Raw genomic sequence first — 19,315 nt, 5'->3', positions numbered from 1 at the left:
GGCGCGCTCGGTCCGTTCGCTAGTCGGGCGAGACCGTGGGGTCGTCGGCCGGGTCGGTCGGGCCGGCGTGCGGCGCGCGGGACCCGATGAGCACGGCGGTGGAGTCCGGGCCGGGCAGGGTGGCGGAGGCCAGGTAGCCGGCGACGGCGGCGGCCGGGGCGGGACCTCCGGTGGAGGGTGCCGGGGAACCGGTGGTGCCCTGGGCACGGTGCGGCTCGGCGACCGGCTCGACGTCGGTGTCGTCGTCGACGGTGGCGTTCTCGCCCGGGGCCTCGTTCGCTCCGCCGGAGACCGGTGCGGACGTGATCCGCTCCGTGGGCGGCACGGAGTCGAGAGGGGCCTCGGTCTCCTGGATCTCTCGGGAGGGGCGAGGGCCCTCCTCGTCGGCGGCCTCGTCCTTCGGGGCCTCGACCGTGTCGGGGCTCGCGGTGGTCGTCTCGCGGACGGACGGCATGGGGAGCGGACCGAGTTCGGTCGCCTCCTCACGGACGCGGTCGACCTCGGTGAAGACCCCGCGTACCTCGCCGCGGAACTCGGAGACGGAGGGCTCGGGGAGGATCGTGGCGGTGGCCGCCGCCTCGCCGGTGCCCTCTTCCAGCCGCTGGTGGACGGTGCCGAGGGTGTCGGTCACCGGCGCGGCGACCTCCTCGACCCGTTCGAGCGTCCGGCCCTGGCCCAGACTCTGGAGGGGCTCCGAAGCGCTCAGGGCCTCGGCCTGCGCGGGCGCCGCCGACAGCCACAACACGGTGAGGAAGGCGCCGAGCAACAGGGGAAGGCCGATGAAGGAGGGCAGGGCCGCGCACACGGCCGACGCGGCACGGAGCGTGCCGGGGCGGCTGATGCGAGGCTTCACTGAGGCCCTCCGAGACATACGACCGGGGAGGGGCGGGGTAAGGGAACCCGACGCCCACGACCAGACGTTAGCACAGAGTCACTGAGGGTAGTTTCGGTTCGCCGGAACCGAGAACGCCGAGTTCAGCCCTGTCGGGAGACCGGAGGTTCCTCGACGACCTCTGTGACCGATGCCCGGGCGGCCGATCGGCGACGGGCGTTGCGGACCTGGTCGTAGACGAAGACGCACACCGCCAGCCACACGAACCCGAAACCGATCCACCGGCTCAGGGGCATCTCCTCCCCTTGGAGCAGCCAACCGATCAGGAACATCATCGTCGGGGCGATGAACTGGAGCATGCCGATGATGCTCAACGGCACCCGGCGGGCGGCCACCCCGAACAGCAGCAACGGCAGGGCCGTCACGAAACCGCCGCCCACCAACAGGGCCGTGTGCGCGGGGGAGACCGAGAAGGCGGTGCCCGCCCCGGTCGCCTCCAGGTACACCACGTAGCCCAGGGCCGGCAGGAACATGATGAGGGTCTCGACGGTCAGGCTCTGCATCCCGTCCAGGTTCACGTACTTCTTCACCGCGGCGTAGGAGGCGAAGGAGCTCGCCATCAGAAGGGAGAGCCAGGGGGTGGACCCGTAGGCCACCGTCATCACCAGTACGGCGGCCAGGCCCAGGGTGATCGCGATCCACTGGGTGCGGCGCAGGCGTTCGGAGAAGAACACGACACCCATGCCGACGGTCATCAGGGGGTTGATGAAGTAGGCCAACGAGGCCTGGAGGGTCTGGGTGATGGAGACCGCGTAGATGAACCCCCACCAGTTCAGCGAGATGAGGACGGCGGCCGCGGCGACCAACAGCAGCTTGCGCGGATCCCTGAGCAGGGCCGGCAGCCACGACCAGCCCCGACGGGCCAGGAGGAGGAAGACGCACATCGCGAGTAGGGCCCACACCATGCGGTGGGCGAGGATCTCGGCCGGGGCGGAGGCCGAGAGGAAGGGCCAGTAGAGGGCGGCGAAGCCCCAGAGGAGGAAGGCGCCGGCCCCGAGGGCGACGCCGCGATTGGATTCCGGCACAAAGGCAATCGTAGGACGAATCCCCGCATCTGTCGCTGTTTTTATCGTGCGTATGCGATGGACTTCGGGTGGATCGTCCACAGGGGCGCGCACGGCTCTGGGAACCCCTGGACGAGGCGGATAGCCTGGAGACATGTTCGGTAGAAAGACGACCATGGTCGACCCCGCCCGCGCCCTGCCGGGGCGGGAGACCCCGATCGAGCCTCCCTTCGGTCACACCGTGTTGGGCACCGCCCTGACCCCGCCCTACCCGGACGGGTCCGAGATCGCGGATCTGGGCATGGGCTGTTTCTGGGGAGCCGAGCGCGTGTTCTGGCGGCTGGGGGCCGAGAAGGGCGTCATCACCACCGCCGTGGGCTACGCCGGCGGGTTCACGCCCAACCCCACCTACGAAGAGGTGTGTTCGGGACTGACCGGGCACGCCGAGGTCGTGCGCGTGGTCTTCGACCCTGAGCTCATCTCCTACGCGGAGATCCTCAAGATCTTCTGGGAGGGGCACGACCCGACGCAGGGCATGCGGCAGGGCAACGATGTGGGCAGCCAGTACCGGTCCGCGATCTACTACCACTCCGAGGCCCAGCGGGAGACCGCCGAGGCCACCCGCGACGCCTTCCAGCCGGTGTTGACGCGTTCCGGCTACGGGGAGATCACCACGGAGATCGCGCCGCTCCGGGACTTCTACTTCGCCGAGGACTACCACCAGCAGTACCTGTCCGAGGCCAAGAACCCCAACGGCTACTGCGGTATCGGCGGGACCGGCGCGAGCTGCCCGATCGGCGTGGCCTCCACGGGCGACGAGTAGACCGCGAAGCCCGACCGACGCGAGCCCCGGGCCCGCCCCACCCGGGGTGTGGGCCCGGGGCTCGTGTCGTGGAGTGGCGGGGGAGCCATGTCGTGTCTCCCGGACCGCCACCGAGGTGGTCGGCCCCCGTTCGACCGGAGGTCGTGAAAGGCGAAGTGGGCCGTGACGAGGAACGTCCTCCGATGATTCCGCCATGGGACCTCCCCGATTCCTCCGTTTCGCCGGCGGACGGGGATAGGGGCGTTCCGCGATCCTCGTTTATGAAGTAGTCGGACGTCGGAGCAGGTGTTTTCGGCGTCCCGGGGTTCTTGAGGTCGCGTTCACTCCGGATTGGGCGGGCGGCCACGTTCTGGAGATACCGAAGGGCCCGCGGGTCGCCTCCGTGGACGACTCGAACCTCTCGGGTGCGCCACCACCAGGGCTTTTCGGTCCATGCCTCTGGGTTCATAAAGAGCATTAGGTGAGGTCCGAAAACCTTCGACCTGTCTAAGCAGGCATTTCTCCAGAAGAAACTCACATTGCGCTATCGACGCCTCACGCGGGAGGTGTCCTCTTTATCACTCTTCGGAGAGATCCCGGCAACCCAATAGGTGTTATAGGTGATTTCAGGGCACAGTAGTCACATGCGCAACTCCTTTCCCTCATGGAGGTCCGCCGCTCCGGCGCGGGCTGCCGCGCCACCCGGCCTCACGGGCCGTCGACCACGCTCTGGTCCCGGTCGAGAACGGAACCGGGCCGCGGTCGGGGTGGCGCACACCCCCCGTCCCGAACGGACGCGGCCCCGCCCGGGCCGGATCGGTCGAACTTCGCACGTGGACGAGATCCACTTCGCGGACACCCGTTCCCGCCCGGCCGCGCACACGACTCTGACCCGGTTGCCGCGTATCACCCTGGAGAAGCCCTCATGAAGAAGATCCTGATCGTCGGAGCCAGCAGCTCGGGGCTGATATTGGCCCACCAGCTGCTGAGGGCCGGTTATGACGTCACCGTCATCAACTCGCCCGCGTCGGGGGAGATCCGTACCGGTCCCCTGCCCCTGTTCCAGTTCACCCTGGGAGAGGCGGTCGCGCGGGAACGGGTCCTGGACCTGACGATGTGGGAGGGCATGGCCCCGCACATCACCGGCGTGGACCTGCTCCTGCACCCGCCGCAGGGGGACCCCGCCGCCGTGCGCGGCCGGTTCGCCGCCCCCGGTGTGTCGGTGGACCACCGGATCAAGATGGCCGACTGGCTGGAGTCCTTCGAGGACCGCGGCGGCAAGGTCGTGATCCACGGGGTGACCGTGACCGACCTGGACTACTTCACCCGTATGTTCCACCTGATCGTGGTCGCCGTCGGCGGCGGCGAACTGGGGCAGTTGTTCGACCACAACTCCGACATCGCCCGCGCCAAGGAGCGGACGGTGGCCCAGGTCCTCATCGACGACGTGCCGCCCGGACCGTACGCCTCGTCCGGTGGCGACCTGGCCCTGGTCGGGTCGGCCCGCGAGGTGCGCGGGATCCTCGCTCCGGTGCTGACCACCCAGGGCGAGTGCCACATCCTCCAGCTGGTCTCCAACCCCGGCGGCCCGATGGACTCATGGCCGGACCGCCCCGGCCCCGACGAGCAGCTGCGTCGGGCCAAGGAGATCGTCGGCCGTTACTTCCCCGACATGTACGAGCGCATCGTGCACGCCCAGCTGATCGGCGAGCGCAGCACCAGCACGCATCGGATCAGCCCGCACGCGCGACGGGCCATCGCCCAGCTCCCCTCCGGCGGGCACGTCCTCGGTCTGGGCGACATGGTGGTGACCACCGACCCCATGGCCGCTCAGGAGTCGAACCTGTCGGTGCACAGCGCCCAGCACTACTACAAGCGCATCCTCGGCCACGGAGACCAGGGGTTCACCCCGGAGTGGATGCAGGAGACCTTCGACGGCTTCTGGTCGGGGCAGGACGGCGCGCACACCGGTATGGGAGCGGCGGCCTCGGGGCTGTCGGAGATGTTGGACGGAATGTGGGAGCCCGACGCGCCCGCCCACGTGGGCGAGGTGTTCGGCGCCGCCACCTTCCACCAGCCGGTCGCCGACCGGATCATCGAGGGTCTGGCCGACCCGCGCTCCTACGCCGAGTGGTTGATGGACCCCGAACAGGCCCGCGCCTACCTGGCCTCGGTCCTGCCTCAGGCGCTCCCCGTCTCCTGAACCCTTCGAACCCACCCGATCCCTTCCCCACCCCTTTCATCCCCTATCCAGTCATTGGAGATCCCCATGTCCCCCTCTGTGGCCTCTACCCCCACCGCGTCCGCCTGGTGGAACCCGACCCTGGTCGACCGCGGCTACCAGGCCCTGGTGGTGCACGGCACCTACCCCTACCTGTGGGGCTGCAACTACCGCTATGTCCTGGACCTGCACCGGGAGGTCGTCCACGAGGGCGACACCGTGCTGGAGATCGGTCCCGCCGACGGCGGGCACCTGCACCGGGTCGACCGCGACAAGCTCGACCTGCACCTGATGGACACCAACCCCGACATGCTGAAGGTGGCCGGCGCGCGTCTGGCCCGCTACGCCCCCACCCTTCACCACAATGACGCGACCAAGCCGTTCCCCATGGAGGAGAACAGCGTCGACGTCGTGGTGCTGTCCATGGTCCTGCACTGCGTGCGGGGGAGCGACCTGAAGGCCAAGTCGTCGGTGTTCGACCACATCGCGGGCGTTCTGCGGCCCGGGGGCACGTTCGCCGGCGCCACCGTCCTGAGCCACGGGGTGCGCCAGACCGCGCTCAGCCGCGCCGGTCTCAAGCTGCTCAACGACCGCGGTGTCTTCGACAACCGGGGCGACTCCCTGGACGACCTGCGCGCCGCCCTGCGCGAGCGGTTCGACGATGTGGAGATCGACATCGTGGGCCGAGTGGCGTTGTGGCGAGGGGTGGCCCGTTGAGGACCCCGGTTCCCTCCACATCGGCGGCCCTGACCGGTATCGGTCTACGCCTGCCGGGTGGTTCCGGCCCTGATCTGCGCGGCCCCGATCGCGCCTGGAACGCACTGTTGGCGGCCGAGAGCGCGATCGGCCGCTACCCCGAAGAGCGATGGCGGGCCATGGCCGAGCGCCTCCACCCGGAGGACCGCTCCGACACCCCGTGGCCGGTCGCCCACCTGACCCTGCCCGAAGCCGGATCCCTGGACGCCACCGTGCTGGGGATGCGCGCCACCGAGGGCGCCCACCTGTCGCCCACCCAGACCCTGGTCACGCAGGTGGTCGCCGAGGCCATCGCCGACGCGGGGCTGGCGCCCTCCACCCTGGCGGGGCCCTCCACCGGTGTCTACCTGGGCAACGCCACCCCGGACGAGGCCCTCACCACCTTCGGGCGGCGATCCCGCCCCGGTCTGGTGGACCTCGCCTCCGGCGGTGCCGGCATGTTGGCCACGCCCGTCTCGCGTTGGCTCGACACCCGCGGCCCCCTGGTCACCTTCGACACCTCCTGCTCGGCGTCCATGGCCGCTCTGGACGCGGCCCACCGCGACCTGGCCCAGGGGAGGGTGGACACCGCGATCGTCATCGGCACCAACACCTGTGCCGACCCCGTGGTGATCCGGGCGTTCGTCGAGGGCGGTGTCCTGGCGGAGGACGGCGCCTGCCTCCCCTACGACGTCGGAGCCCGGGGATACGTACGCGGTGAGGCCGTGGTCGCCGTGGTCCTGCGCCGCTACTCCAGGGCCCGGGCCGACCAGGACCGCGTCTACGCGTTGATCGACCACACCCTGATGGGCGCGGACGGCCGCTCGGCCGGCACCGGTATGCCCTCACGGCCGGCCCAGGCCGAGCTGCTCACCCGGGTCTACGACCAGGCCGGTCTGAGCCCGGAACGGGTCGACTACCTGATCGGTCACGGCACCGCCACCCGGGCCGGCGACCGGGCCGAGTTGGCCGCCCTGAGGCAGGTGTTCGACCGACCCGAGCGGGACCGTCCGCTCCTGGTCGGATCGGTGAAGGGGTTGTGGGGGCACGCGGAGGCGGCCTCCGCCCTGACCGGCGTGGTCGCGGCGGCGCTGAGCCTGCACCACGGGATCGTCCCGCCCACCACCGGACACACCGAGCCCAACCCGGATCTGGGCGAAGGCCTGACGGTCGCCACCGAAGCCGTGGAGATCCCGCCGAAGGTGGTGGGGGTGACCGGGCTCGGCTTCTCCGGGGCCATCGGTCACACCATCATGAGCCGGGTCCCCGCCGCGGCACGTGGACGCCGCGGCGGTCTGACCTCGGCTTCCGTGGGCGGTGCCTTGGCGCTTCCGGTCTCGTCTCCCACCGAGTCCGGTGTGCGCGCCGCGGCGGAGGTCCTCGCTCCGGCCGTCGCCGGTCCCGGCCGTGCTCGCGCGGGCCGGATCGGGGATCATCTCGTCCGACGCCGGGACCACCACCGGGTGCGGGCCGCGGTGCTGTCGGCGCCCAACACCGCCGGTTCGGCCGAGGCCTGGGAGGCTCTGGCGCAGGGTCGATCCCACCCGGATCTCGTCGGCCCCACCGAGGGGCGTTCGCCGTGGCGTCAGGTGTGGGTGTTCGGCGGACAGGGCAGCGCCCATCCTCGTATGGGCCTGAGACTGCGTCGCGAGGATCCGATGTTCGCCGAGCACCTGGAGGCCGTCCTCCGGGAGCTGGAGCTGCCCTGGCGACCCGGTGACACCGGTGAGCTCGGTCTGGCCTTTCTCCAGCAGGCCACCTTCGCGGTCCAGGTCGCCCTGGCCCACACGCTGCGCGACCGTTATGGCCTGGTCCCGGACGCGGTGGTGGGGCACTCGATGGGAGAGGTGGCCGCCGCCCATGTGGCGGGCATCCTTCCGCTGGATCAGGCCGCGCGCCTGGCACGGGCCCGCTCCACCCTTCTGGAACGGATCGTTCATGAGGGCGGTCTGGTCGCCGCCCAACTGGACGCGCACGAGGCACAGGAGCTCACCGACCGGTACGGGCTGGAGATCGCCTGCCGTAACTCGCCACGGGACGTCGTGCTCTCCGGAGATCGGGACTCCTTGGACGCCCTGGTCGCGGACCTGACCGAACGGGGGGTGCGCAACACCCGTGTCTCCCAGGCGCCTCCCGCCCACAGCCGGCACGTGGAGGGGCTCCAGTCCCTCCTGGCCGCGGAACTGGAGGGTCTGCGGCCCGAGCCGGGGGAGGTGGAGATGGTCTCCACCGTCACCGGTCGTCCCATCGTCGGTACCGACCTGACCGCCGACTACTGGGTCCGCCAACTCCGTGCCCCGGTCGAGTTCGAGCAGGCCACCATCTCCTGCGCATCGGGCGCCACCCTGGCCGTGGAGATCTCGCCCCGGCCCGTCCTGGGGCCGGCCATGGCCCACACCCGGGCCCGTCACCACCTGACCCTGGACATCACCGCGGCCGGGGATCCCGAACACGAACCCCTGGGGCCGGCACGTGTCGCGGCGCACGCCTACACCCACCACATCCCGCTCACCTGGCCCTTCACCGCCGCCTGCGCACCCCTGGAGGTGGAACCGGCGCCGTGGACCCCGAGCGTCTCCGACCGATGGACGGACCGCATCGCCCATCTGGAAGGGGTCGAGCGTCACGCCGTGGTGCTGGACCAGGTCCATCGTGAGGTGGCGGACCTGGCCGCCGTCGAGGTCACCGACCATGATCTGGACACCGACCTGGCGGACCTGGGGGTGAACTCACTCCACCTGCTGAGTCTGCGGGCCACCCTTCTCCAGGCGCTCCCGCAACGTCCCACGGCGCTACCGGATCACCAACCCACGATCCGTTCCATCGCCAAGGCCCTGGAGGAGCTGCTGCCCCCGCCGGCGACGAACACCGCCTGACCCCGCGCCGTCGTCCCGGTCCGGGGCTCCCACTCGAGTGGGAGCCCCGGACCTTCTCGTGTTCTCGGAGAGCGCGGGGAGGGATACGGCGTGTGAGGTCGTGATCGGGTGGCCCGGGGTCGAGGCTCCCACCTGGGAGAACGAGAATCGGGGTTGAGCCCGATGGTAACGAAGTGGTATCGGTAGTGGGTGCGTGTCGATAAAGCCCTCCCCGTAACCCCGGCGTCCCCCGCGACGATCCCGTCCACCACCTGGATCGGGTTCGCGCGTGTCGCCGCGATGATCGCGGTCGTCCTCGTGCACGCCTACTCCCCGTTGGTGAGCACCATCTACGCCGACCTCGGTGGTCCGACGTGGTGGGCCGCGAACGTCGTGGACGCCGCGTTGCGTTGGTGCGTGCCGGTGTTCGTGATGATCAGTGGTGCCCTTCTCCTCAGGCCCAAGGAGGAGAGCGTCGGGACCTTCTACCGCAAGAGGTGGGCCAAGATCGGCGTTCCGCTGGTCGTGTGGACCCTCGCCTACCTGGTGTGGCAGCGGTGGCGCGACGGGATCGAGGTCTTCGACGCCGTCTCCCAGACCGCCTCGGGCTCCCCCTCCATCCACCTCTACTTCCTCTACGTCATCGCCGGCCTCTACCTCTTCACCCCGTTCCTGCGCACGGTGGTGGCCCACACTCCGCGCGCCGGACTCTGGTGGTTCGCGGGGGCGACCCTGGCCCTGGGCGCGACCGACCAACTGCTGGGCCTGGTCGACGGGGTCGGCGGGGTCACCGCGGCCACCCGGTTCCTGCCCTTCCTCGGCTACTACCTGTTGGGGTGGCTCCTGGTCACCCGGAACGACGACCCTCGTGACACGCGACGCGGAGCCATCGCCTTCGTCCTGGGCACCGCCGCCACCGCCGTCGGGGCCTGGGGCGCGGCCACCCTCGAGGGGGAGTGGGGCAGCGGAGCCGCCTACGTCTACGACTTCCTCTCCCCGATGGTCGTCCTCGCCTCCGTGGGGGCCTTCCTCCTCCTGCGCTCCCTCGGTTCCCAGGTGCGGGCCGGAGGACCGGTCGATCGGGTGGTCGCCTCCGTGTCCGGGCTGAGCTTCGGCGTCTACCTCGTCCACGTCATGGTGCTCTATACGTTGCGCGATCTCGGCGGGGTGCCCGAAGGCCTCATGGCCCTGGTCGCCGCGGCCGGATACGCGCTGGCGACCATGGCGATCAGCATGCTCCTGGTGGCCGTGGTCCAGCGGATCCCGTTGCTGCGCTCCACCGTCTGATCGAAGAACGGACGCGCGCACGACGACGGCCCCCGGGAGACGGAACCCGGGGGCCGTTCAGGGAGGGGCGGGGCTCAGGACCGTGCGGCGGGTTCCTGAGCGTCGACCGCCCGAGCGGTACGTCGGCGGAGGGCCCGGGCGATGAGCGGGACCACCGCCACCAGCAGGACCAGGGCGTACAGCGTGATCGAGATGCCGCTGCCCACCAGGATCGTCGGATCCCCGGAGGAGGCGGCCAGCGCCCTCCGGAACTCGGTCTCGGCGATCGGTCCCAGCACCACACCGATCAGGGCGGGGGCCACCGGGACCCCGAAGGTCCGCATGACCAATCCCAGCAGCGCGACCGCCGTCAACATCACCAGGTGGATCACGGAGGTGTTGATCGCGTACACGGCCAGCACCGAGAACAGCGTGATACCCGCGTACAGGTACGGCTTGGGCAGCTTGAGGAGCTTGGCCCACAGCGGGGCGAACGGCAGGTTGATCACCAGGAGCAGCACGCTGCCGATCAGCAGCGAGGCCAGGAGGGTCCACACCAGGTCGGCGTTGCGCTCGAACAGGACCGGGCCCGGCTGGAGTCCGTACTGCTGGAAGGCGGCCAGCATGATCGCGGCCGTCGCCGAGGTGGGCAGACCCAGGCCCAGCAGCGGGACCATAGTGCCGGCGGCGCTGGAGTTGTTGGCCGCCTCGGGACCGGCCACACCCTCGATCGCGCCCTCGCCGAACTCGTTCTCCTCGCCCTTGCGGCGGGCGCGGCGCTCGGCGAGCTTGCGCTCCAGACCCAAGGAGAGGAACGTCGGGATCTCCGCCCCGCTGCCCGGGATCGGGCCGAAGGCGCCACCCAGGGCGGTACCGCGCAGCCACGGTTTCCAGGAACGACGCAGGTCACGTCGGCCCAGCCACGGGCGGCCGGTACGGATCGCAGCGAAGTCCGGAGCGGACCGGCCCCGCGCGGCGATGTACAGCACCTCTCCGAGGGCCAACAGACCCACGGTCACGATCACGATGTCGATGCCGTCGAGCAGGCTGGAGGAGCCGAAGTCGAAACGGGCCGCGCCGCTCTGTCCGTCGATCCCCACCATGCCGATGGCCAGACCGATCAGCAACGACGCCAGACCGCGCAGCACCGAACCGGACACCACCGCGGCCACCGCCACGAAGGAGAAGACGGTCAGCGCGAAGTACTCGCCGGGTCCGAAGTTGAGCGCGAACGCGACCATCACCGGGGCGAACAGGGCCACGATCAGCGTGCCCAGGATGCTCGCCACGAACGAACCGATCACCGCGGTGCCCAAGGCCTGGGCCGCGCGACCCTTGAGCGCCATCTTGTGGCCCTCGTAGGTGGTGGCGATCGAGGAGGCCTGCCCCGGGGTGTTGAGCAGGATCGAGGTGGTGGCGCCACCGAACATGCCGCCGTAGTACACGCCGGCGAACAGGATGAACGCGCCGGTGGGGTCGAGGCGGAAGGTGACCGGCAACAGCAGGGCGACCGCCATCGCCGAACCCATGCCGGGCAGGACGCCCACGGCGGTGCCGAGCAGGACGCCGAGGAAGGCCCACATCAGGTTCTGCGGGCTCATCGCGGCGGAGAGCCCGTCCACCAGGTTGAGCAGGGTGTCCATCAGAGCAGCACCTCCAGGAAGCCGCCGGGCAGGTTGAGTCCGAGCCCGAACGAGAAGCCGACCTGGACGGCGGCCGAGATCGACAGCGCCACGATCGCGTCACGCAGATGGGCGCGGGCGCCGAAGGCGTAGGCCACGATCCAGAACAACAGAGCGCCGGCGAGCAGCCAGCCCAGGATCTCCAGCAGGGCGATGTGCGCCACCAGCCCGGCCAGCACGATCAGCACGGGACGACCCTCGAACCAGGCCAGAGGGGAGACACCGCTCTCGGAGCCCCGCCCTCGAAGGTTGACCACGGTCATGCACACGGCGGTGATCAGGAGCAGTACGCCCACGACGCCGGGGAAGGCGCCGGGACCCGGCCGGGTCGCGTTGGGCGGGGCCTCGATGGTGAGGGCGCCCCACACGGCCACCAGGCCGAGGATCGCCACCAGGGCGGGGACGACCCACGCTCCGGGGCCGCTCCAGGCGGTCTCCTCGGGGGAAGGGGCCTGCGTACTCTCGTCCGGCCCGTTCGTCTCCGTCTCCGTCACCGGTTCGGGGACCTCGGATCCGGTCCGTTCGGTCACGTCGTCCCTCACAGACCCAACTCCTCTACGGTCTCCTGCGTCAGGGCGACCTCCTCCTCCAGGAACTCCGAGAACTCCTCACGGTCCTGGAAGGTGTCGGTCCATCGGTTGCGCTCCAGGGTGTCCTCCCAGGAGGGGGTCGCGAGCAGCTCGCGCACCAGCTCCTCCAGGGCCGCGGCCTCCTCGTCGCTCAACCCGGGAGGGGCGATGACCCCGCGCCAGTTCGACATCTCCACGTCGTAGCCCTGCTCCAGGATGGTGGGGAGGTCCACCCCCTCCAGACGGTCGGGGGAGGAGATCGCCAGCGCGCGCAGCGGGCCGTCCTCCTCCATCTGGTCGCTGAAGTCGCCCAGGGTGCCGAAGCCGACCTCGGAGGTGCCCGACAGCAGTGAGGTCAGGACCTCGCCGCCGCCCGAGTAGGGCAGGTAGTTGATCTCACCGGGGGCCACGTCCATGGACTGGGCCACCCGGGCGGCGAAGATCTGGTCGACACCGCCCATCGAACCGCCCGACACCGGCAGGGTCTCCGAGCGTTCGGTCCAGTCCTCGGCGAGATCGTCGAGGTCCTCGTAGGGCGAGTCCTTCGGTACGGCCACGACCAGATACTCCGAGGCGAGCTGGGCGATGGGGGTGGAGTCCTCCATCGAGTAGGGGGAGCCGGTGGTCTCCACGGCGCCCACCATGCCCAGGCCGGTCATGGTCAGGACGTTGGCCTGACCGTCGCGGCCGGCGGTCTGCGCCAGGCCGATGGTGCCGCCCGCGCCCTCGGCGTTGCGGACCTCGACGTTGAAGCGCAGCTCCTCTTCACGCAGGCCGTTCTGCATCTCGCGGGCGAGCGTGTCCCAGCCTCCGCCGGGGGCCGCGGGCGCGATGAGCAGAAGCTTCTCCTGAGAACCGTCGCCGGAGGCGGCGCTCTGCCGCACGTCGTACAGTGCCGTCCCGACCAGTAGGACGGCACAGAGCCCTCCCACCACACGGAACAACACGCCACGATCACGCATCGTCCTCTCCTCTCGATCGTCTCGATCGTCTGTGCACGTCCCCGGCGCAGACGAACACGCAGACGCAGGGGAGATCCGCACCACAGTGTGACGGCGGACACCCGCATGTGAGGGCTTTGTTAAAACTGGAGTCATATTGGTCGTATTGTTCGTGAAACCCGATCGCACGACGTCGACCTGTGCGTTCACCGGCCCGGGAGCCCCGTACCCGGCCACTGGAGTACCCATGACCTCACCGCCCGCACGAGGCCGCCTCACCCTCACCGGATCCCTGTTCATCGGCTACGTCTGCCTGTTGACGGTGGCGCTCACCGGGGTCGGCGTCCTGTGGACGCTCCACGTCGATCGCGAGACCGACCGCCAGTACGCCGAGCGCGTCCTCACCGTCGCCCGCTCGGTCGCCGTCATGCCCGAGGTGGTGGCCGGGCTTCAGGAGCCCGACCCCGCCGCCACCCTCGACCCGCTCGCCGACCGTCTGGTCGCGGCCACGGACACCGACTTCCTCGTCATCGCCTCGCCCGAGGGCACCCGGTACACCCACCCGAACAAGGAGCTCATAGGGCGTACGGTGTCCACCCCGCCCGGCCCCGCCGCCGAGGGGACGGAGTGGAGCGGGGTCCAGGACGGTACCCAGGGCCGCACGGTCCGGGCGAAGATCCCCGTGTTCTCCGAAGGCGGATCGGTCAACGGAGGCGACGCGAAGGGCGAGGTCGTCGGCTACGTGTCCCTGGGCATCCTCACCTCCAGCGCCGGCGGCGACACCCGTGCGGCCGTCCCCGCGATCCTCGCCGCCGTGGCCCTCGTCCTGGCCGTGGGGGTGGGCGGCTCCTGGATGCTGTCCCGGCGGGTCCGGGCCAAGACCCACGGTCTGGAACCGGCCGACATCACCACCCTGCTCGAAAGCCGCGAGGCCCTGCTGTACGCCGTGCGTGAAGGCGTCCTCGCGGTCGACGCCCACGACCGGGTCGTCCTGGTCAACCGTCCCGCCCGCGAGCTGCTCGGTCTGAGCGGGGAGATCGAGGGGCTCCGGCTGGAGGACCTCGGCCTGTCCGAGCGGGCCCGCGACATCGTCACCGGGGCCGACCGGGGCGGCGACCTGATCCTCCTCGCCGGCGACCGGGTCCTCGTCGCCAACCGGATGCCGGTAAGGATCCGGGGCCGCGAGGCCGGAGCCGTGGTGACCCTCCGCGACCGGACCGAGGTCGATCGGCTCACCGGAGAGCTCGACGGAGCCCGCACCGTCACCCGGGGGCTGCGGGCCCAGGCCCACGAGTTCGCCAATCGAGTGCACACCGTCGCCGGGCTGCTCGAACTGGGCGCCCATGAGGAGGCCCGCGCCTACCTCGCGGAACTCACCGCCACCCACACGCGCACCTCCAGCGGCGTGGCCGAGCACATCCACGACCCGGCCCTGGCCGCCCTCACCCTCGCCAAGTCCGCGCAGGCCTCCGAACGCGGCGTCGACCTGCGTCTCTCCCCGCTGACCCGGGTTCCGGGGCCCCTGTACGCCGAGCCGCGGGCCGACGCCCTCCTCGTTCTGGGCAACCTGGTGGACAATGCCCTGGACGCGGTCGGCCGAGAGGGGTGGGTCGAGCTCCTGGTGCGACTGCACCGGGACGTGGACACCGACCTGCCGCACGACCTGCTGGAGATCCGGGTGACCGACTCCGGGCACGGGGTGGCCGACGACGTCGCGAAGGAGATCTTCCGATACGGGTTCACCACCAAGGCCTCACGGGACGGGGGCACCCGGGGCCTGGGTCTGGCCTTGGTGAAACAGGTGTGCGAGAGCAGAGGGGGAAGCATCGAGATGGAGGAACCGGACGAGGAGGAGGGGGCGGTCTTCACCGCCTGCCTGCCCGTCGCCGTGCCGGTGGGGGTCGGGGAATGATCCGCGTCCTGATCGTCGACGACGACGTGCGCGTGGCCCGGAACCATCAGGAGCTGGTGGAGTCGGTCCCCGAGTTCACCGTGGTCGGCACGGCGCACACGGCGGCCGCAGCCCTGGCCCAGGTGCGCGGTCATCGACCGGACCTGATCCTGCTCGACCTGCACCTGCCGGACGCCTCGGGCATCTCCGTGATGCGCACCCTGCGCGCGACCTCCGACCCGGACACCCCGCAGCCCGACTTCCTCATGATCACCGCCGTACGCGACATCGCCCAGGTGCGTTCGGCGCTGCACGGCGGGGCCGTCCACTACCTGCTCAAGCCCTTTCCGCTCACGGCCCTGCGCGACCAGCTCGAACGCTACGCGGTGGCCCGCCGTCAGATGGAGGGCGGGCCGGGGGAGGCCACCCAGCAGGAGGTGGATCGACTGTTCGGGCTGCTGCGCCCACCGGCGGCCCGCTCCCTCCCCAAGGGGCTCACCGCCGCCACCGTCGACCTGGTCTCGGGGGTGCTGCGCGCGTCGAGGGACGAGCTGTCCGCCGCCGAGGTCGCGGACCGTTCCGGGGTCTCCCGGGTGACCGCCCGCCGCTACCTGGAACACCTGTGCGCCGACGGTCGGGCCGAACTGCGCATGCGCTACGGTTCCGCGGGGCGCCCCGAACACCTCTACCGGTGGGTCGCCTGAGCGCGTTCGTCCGAGACCCCGACGGGAACAACGTGGAGGCCGTCAGCCACGTCCCCGCCTGAGCGGGACGACGACACGGAGGCGACGGCGCGTGTCCGTCGCCCCCGCGACCGAACTCAGCCCAGAGGCGCCGGAGCGCGGCTCGTGGCCAGGTTCGCCGCCCGGACGGCGCTGGTGAACGACACCTCGCCCAACAGACCGGGCGCGGCCACCTCGTCCCCGGCCAGGTAGACGTCCCCGCCCCGGTCGATGGCGGGCCGGTCCCGCCAGGACGAACCCGGCAGGTCCAAGGCGCCGGTCCGGCCCCGCGCCATCTGGTCGCGGCGCCAGGTCAGCCGCTCGCGCCAGTCGCCCAACGCGGTGTCCAGGAGGCGTTCCAGCCGTTCCGTCGCCTCGGCCCGGGACTCGCCCGCGCGGACGGGGATCTGCGCCTGGACCAGTTCCTCGCCCTCGGGGGCCAGGACCCGGTCATGGGCCGAGTACCGCTCCAGGAACCCGCCCTCGTCCAGGTCCGACACCAGGAAGGGGTCGTCGGCCGAACGCAACCCCAGGTCGGTCATGAGCGAGTGCCCGCTCTCCCAGGCCAGGGACGGATCGTCGAGCAGGGAACGGGCCGCGGCCAGCGAGGTGGCGACCACCACGGGCCCCTCCGGCAGGGAATCGACCCGATGCCCGGTCTCGATCCGCACACCCATGGCGAGCGCGTGGTCCGCCATCCGTTCGACGAGACGGACCCACCCGCCGACCGGATAACGGACCGCGGGCACCTGGGGACGGGTGAGCCGACGGAACCTCTCCCAGACGAACGAGGCCGACAGCCGTCCCGGATCGGCCTCGAACAGGGCCACGCCCATCATCGAGGCGACCAGCCGGGTGCTCTCCTCGCCCAGACGTTCGGCCCCCCACGAGGCGAAGTCCCGCTCCACCGGAGCCGACAGCCCGCGTCGGGCCAGCGCCTTCAGCAGTGCGCGGGGCGGACGTCCGGTCAGCCGTTCCCGGTAGCGGAAACGCGAGGAGCGAAGAGATCCCAGAGAGGGCCTGACCAGTGGCGGGACCAGGTCCCGCTCGGCCAGCCAGCGGTACGGGGCCCCGTCGGTGTACAGGGCGTGCGGGCCGTCGTTGGCCACATAGGGAGGTTCGGTGGAACGGGCCCGGCCTCCCAGGGTCCGGTGCGACTCCAACACGGTGACGTTCGCGCCGTTCTCGGCGCCGGCGATGGCCGCGGTCAATCCTGCGAGGCCACCGCCCACAACGGTGATGTCCATACCCCTAGGACGGATCGGGGGCCCGTAGACGTGACATCTTCTCCGGGTTGACCAACAGGTACACGTGCCGGACCCTCCCCTCGAAGACGTCCAGGACCAACAGGAGCACCGGGGCGTCGCCGACCGAGACGACGGCGGCGGGGCCGCCGTTGACCTCGGTGACCCCGAAGACCAGATCGTCGATGGAGGAGAGGCCCAGGGACCGGAGGAAGCGGGACGCGTTGCGCTCCTCGGACACGGCCGCGAGGAAACGCCCCACCTTGTGCGCGCTGTGCAGGACCCGCAGGGGCGCCCGCGCCTTGCCGCCGCTGTCGCTCACCAGGGTCGCGTCGTCGGCGAGCAGTTCCTTGAGCCCGTCCAGGTCGCCCTCCAGGCAGGCCCGGAGGAAGCGTTCGGTGATCCGACGCCGTTCGGCCCGGTCGGCCTCGAAACGGGGGCGACGTTCGCGGACGTGGTCGCGGGCCCGTTTGGCCAGTTGTCGGGTGGCGCCCTCGCTCCGGTCGATGACCCGCGCGATCTGGGCGTAGGGGAGTTGGAAGGCCTCGTGCAGGACGAAGACGGCGCGTTCGAGGGGGCTGAGGGTCTCCAGGACCACCATCAGCGCGAACTCCACCGAATCGGCGAGTTCGGCTCGTTCGGCGCCGTCGGGCAGGTCGCTGACGGGTTCGGGCAGCCATTCGCCCACATAGGACTCGCGCCGGGAGCCGGCCCTGCGCAGCCGGTCGATGGCCAGCCGGGACACCACGGTGACCAGGTAGGCGCGGGGGTCGTCGACCTCGTCCCGAGATTCGCCGGACCAGCGCATCCAGGCCTCCTGGACCACGTCCTCGGCGTCGTCGGCACTGCCCAGGACCCGGTAGGCGACCCCGTTCAACAGGGAGCGGTGCTCCTCGAAGACCTCTGTCGTCGTCATGATCAGGAAGACGTACCACTCGGGCGCGTTCGTGACACGCCCTGACACACCTCCCGTCCTCTTCCGGCCGGTGTACGCCACGGGCTTGCCTCCACCGGGGCGGGGTTCTAGGTTGGCGCGACCGGGAGGGTCGAGGAGAGAGGTCGCCGTTGTATCGACTGCGTGAGTGGAACCGAGGGGACGCCGATCGGCTGCTGGAGGCCTTCGCCTGGAGGGAGCTGGCCTGGCAGGAGACCGAGGTCCCCCGGACCCCGGACGAGGCGATGGAGTGGATCGATCGTCGGGCCGTGCTGACGAAGGAGGAGATCCACGGTTTCGCGGTGGTGGACGGGCTCGACAAGGTGCTGGGACATGTGCAGATCTCGGTGACCAGTCGAAGACACGAGTTGGGGTGGTTGTCCTTCTGGACCCACCCCGCCGAACAGGGGCGCGGTGTGGCCACGGCCGGAGCCCGGCTGGCCTCGCGGTTCGCCTTCGACGAGCTGGGACTGTTCCGGGTGGAGGCGGGGCATCGGATCGACAACCCGGGGTCGTGCGTGGCGTTGGGGCGCGCGGGTCTCCTGCCGGAGGGGATCGAGAGGGCCAAGCTGCTCTACGGGACCTCCCGTTACGACACGGCCTCCCACGCTCGTCTGGTCACCGACCCGGAGGAGTGGACCCCGGAGGGGCCTTGTAAGTACTGAGGGTCCCAGGACGCCTCCGAACGGAGAACACGAACGCGGGGCCCGGCCGTGGAAGGCCGGGCCCCGCGTGTGTCGACGCGCGAGGGCGTGGACTAGTGGTCCAGGACGGCGATGCCGGAGTGGATGTCGTTGGAGATGACGTTGCAGCCCTCGGAGCTGAAGCCGGTGAAGGCGATCACGTCGGCGCAGATCGGCACGGTGATGTTCTGGATGTTGGCGTTGTTGTCGGCGGCGGCGGTGCCGGACATGGCGCCCAGGGCGAGACCGGTGGCGAGGATGAGGCCGGAGACGGAGGCGATGCGCTTCATGGTGATGTTCCTTTTCGGTTCGCTGTGTGCGGTCGGTGGTGGCGGCTGCGTCGGGACGACCCGTTCTTCCTAGTCGTGAACGGCGATGCCCGAGGTCGCGTCCCAGTCGACGACGTTGCAGCCGCTGGCGCTGACGCCGGAGGCCTTCAGAACGTCGATGCAGACCGGGATGGTGATGTTCTGGACCTTGGCGTTGTTGTCCGCGGCGGCGGTGCCGGTGAAGGCGCCGAGGGCGAGGCCGGTGGCCAGAACGAAGCCGGAAACCTTGGCGATACGGGACATGTAGGTCACCTTTCGGAAGTGCAGAAACGGGTTGGCTGCAGCCGCCGGAATTAACTTAGCGTAGTCGGAAGGGTGCTCGAAGTAGTTTCACGCAAGAATCCAGAGTTTCCCCAAAGTTTTCTCGGCTTACCGAGTGGCATGACGGACATATCGCAGCTTCTTGCCCTCGGGCGTTACACAACCGAAAGCGTGACTGAAACAGGTTTCTGGCGAATGCATCGGAACCCTCGAGTGTCCGACATGAGGGATCTGTGAAAGGCGGGGGCCGAACAAGAGAAAGGGCCCGCACGGCGATGCCGTGC

General features: G+C 70.3%; 17 protein-coding genes. 8 read left to right on the top strand and 9 right to left on the bottom strand.

Features of this window, described 5'->3' with window-relative positions; genetic code table 11:
- Nucleotides 1-19: 19 nt before the first annotated feature.
- Both D451_RS0121545 and rarD read right to left on the bottom strand, forming a co-directional pair.
- Complete coding sequence (locus D451_RS0121545; RefSeq protein ID WP_017535929.1) at nucleotides 20-853, bottom strand: hypothetical protein; 834 nt, start codon at nucleotides 851-853, stop codon at nucleotides 20-22.
- A gap of 122 nt (nucleotides 854-975) precedes the next feature.
- Nucleotides 976-1,917 (bottom strand): EamA family transporter RarD, encoded by a 942-nt coding sequence (gene rarD / locus D451_RS0121540; protein WP_017535928.1) that lies wholly within the window; start codon nucleotides 1,915-1,917, stop codon nucleotides 976-978.
- A 133-nt stretch (nucleotides 1,918-2,050) separates the two neighbouring features.
- Here rarD and msrA point away from each other — a divergent pair, with 133 nt between their 5' ends.
- The 5 genes from msrA to D451_RS0121510 all read left to right on the top strand — a co-directional run bounded on the left by msrA (nucleotide 2,051) and on the right by D451_RS0121510 (nucleotide 9,796).
- A complete protein-coding gene (msrA, locus tag D451_RS0121535; protein ID WP_152472959.1) occupies nucleotides 2,051-2,719 on the top strand; it encodes a peptide-methionine (S)-S-oxide reductase MsrA in 669 nt (222 codons plus the stop codon).
- A gap of 904 nt (nucleotides 2,720-3,623) precedes the next feature.
- Nucleotides 3,624-4,901 (top strand): styrene monooxygenase/indole monooxygenase family protein, encoded by a 1,278-nt coding sequence (locus D451_RS0121525; RefSeq protein ID WP_017535925.1) that lies wholly within the window; start codon nucleotides 3,624-3,626, stop codon nucleotides 4,899-4,901.
- A 66-nt stretch (nucleotides 4,902-4,967) separates the two neighbouring features.
- Nucleotides 4,968-5,636: a class I SAM-dependent methyltransferase gene (locus tag D451_RS0121520; RefSeq protein WP_020379971.1), complete on the top strand. Its 669-nt coding sequence runs from the start codon at nucleotides 4,968-4,970 to the stop codon at nucleotides 5,634-5,636.
- Nucleotides 5,633-8,530, top strand: coding sequence for a type I polyketide synthase (locus tag D451_RS26780; RefSeq protein ID WP_036568491.1), 2,898 nt, complete (start codon nucleotides 5,633-5,635; stop codon nucleotides 8,528-8,530). Before D451_RS0121520 ends, D451_RS26780 begins: the two co-directional genes overlap by 4 nt.
- A 189-nt stretch (nucleotides 8,531-8,719) precedes the next feature.
- Nucleotides 8,720-9,796, top strand: a complete 1,077-nt coding sequence (locus tag D451_RS0121510) for an acyltransferase (protein ID WP_017535923.1) — start codon at nucleotides 8,720-8,722, stop codon at nucleotides 9,794-9,796.
- A gap of 74 nt (nucleotides 9,797-9,870) precedes the next feature.
- On the opposite strand, the gene D451_RS0121505 is transcribed toward D451_RS0121510, so the two are convergent.
- Genes D451_RS0121505 through D451_RS0121495 form a run of 3 tightly spaced genes read right to left on the bottom strand, consistent with a single transcriptional unit; the run spans nucleotide 9,871 to nucleotide 12,988 of the window.
- Complete coding sequence (locus D451_RS0121505; RefSeq protein WP_014910077.1) at nucleotides 9,871-11,418, bottom strand: tripartite tricarboxylate transporter permease; 1,548 nt, start codon at nucleotides 11,416-11,418, stop codon at nucleotides 9,871-9,873.
- The gene (locus D451_RS0121500) at nucleotides 11,418-11,999 is read right to left on the bottom strand and encodes a tripartite tricarboxylate transporter TctB family protein (RefSeq protein ID WP_017535922.1); all 582 of its coding nucleotides are present in this window, start codon (nucleotides 11,997-11,999) and stop codon (nucleotides 11,418-11,420) included. Before D451_RS0121500 ends, D451_RS0121505 begins: the two co-directional genes overlap by 1 nt.
- Nucleotides 11,996-12,988 carry a tripartite tricarboxylate transporter substrate binding protein gene (locus D451_RS0121495; RefSeq protein WP_017535921.1) on the bottom strand — a complete coding sequence of 331 codons (993 nt, stop codon included), beginning with the start codon at nucleotides 12,986-12,988 and terminating at the stop codon, nucleotides 11,996-11,998. Before D451_RS0121495 ends, D451_RS0121500 begins: the two co-directional genes overlap by 4 nt.
- Nucleotides 12,989-13,214: 226 nt before the next feature.
- On the opposite strand from D451_RS0121495, the gene D451_RS0121490 reads away from it, so the two are divergent.
- Nucleotides 13,215-14,879: a sensor histidine kinase gene (locus D451_RS0121490; protein ID WP_017535920.1), complete on the top strand. Its 1,665-nt coding sequence runs from the start codon at nucleotides 13,215-13,217 to the stop codon at nucleotides 14,877-14,879.
- Nucleotides 14,876-15,562 (top strand): response regulator, encoded by a 687-nt coding sequence (locus tag D451_RS0121485; protein WP_014909516.1) that lies wholly within the window; start codon nucleotides 14,876-14,878, stop codon nucleotides 15,560-15,562. The genes D451_RS0121490 and D451_RS0121485 overlap by 4 nt, the downstream gene beginning before the upstream one ends.
- A 116-nt stretch (nucleotides 15,563-15,678) precedes the next feature.
- Here D451_RS0121485 and D451_RS0121480 read toward each other — a convergent pair whose 3' ends face one another.
- Both D451_RS0121480 and sigJ read right to left on the bottom strand, forming a co-directional pair.
- Nucleotides 15,679-16,827, bottom strand: coding sequence for an FAD-dependent oxidoreductase (locus D451_RS0121480; RefSeq protein ID WP_017535919.1), 1,149 nt, complete (start codon nucleotides 16,825-16,827; stop codon nucleotides 15,679-15,681).
- Nucleotides 16,828-16,831: 4 nt separating this feature from the next.
- Nucleotides 16,832-17,740 carry an RNA polymerase sigma factor SigJ gene (sigJ, locus tag D451_RS0121475; protein WP_026125257.1) on the bottom strand — a complete coding sequence of 303 codons (909 nt, stop codon included), beginning with the start codon at nucleotides 17,738-17,740 and terminating at the stop codon, nucleotides 16,832-16,834.
- A 149-nt stretch (nucleotides 17,741-17,889) separates the two neighbouring features.
- On the opposite strand from sigJ, the gene D451_RS0121470 reads away from it, so the two are divergent.
- On the top strand, nucleotides 17,890-18,423 hold the full coding sequence (locus tag D451_RS0121470) for a GNAT family N-acetyltransferase (RefSeq protein WP_017535917.1): 534 nt from the start codon (nucleotides 17,890-17,892) through the stop codon (nucleotides 18,421-18,423).
- Between the two features lie 92 nt (nucleotides 18,424-18,515).
- On the opposite strand, the gene D451_RS0121465 is transcribed toward D451_RS0121470, so the two are convergent.
- Entirely contained in the window at nucleotides 18,516-18,731 is a 216-nt protein-coding gene (locus tag D451_RS0121465) for a hypothetical protein (RefSeq protein WP_014911244.1), read from the bottom strand.
- Between the two features lie 69 nt (nucleotides 18,732-18,800).
- Entirely contained in the window at nucleotides 18,801-19,013 is a 213-nt protein-coding gene (locus tag D451_RS0121460; RefSeq protein WP_014908342.1) for a hypothetical protein, read from the bottom strand.
- Nucleotides 19,014-19,315: the final 302 nt, after the last annotated feature.

It is taken from the genome of Nocardiopsis alba DSM 43377, from assembly GCF_000341225.1.
GTDB lineage: Bacteria > Actinomycetota > Actinomycetes > Streptosporangiales > Streptosporangiaceae > Nocardiopsis > Nocardiopsis alba.
The sequence above is the reverse complement of the archived record's forward strand: the minus strand, read 5'-3'. Positions and strand labels throughout refer to the sequence as shown.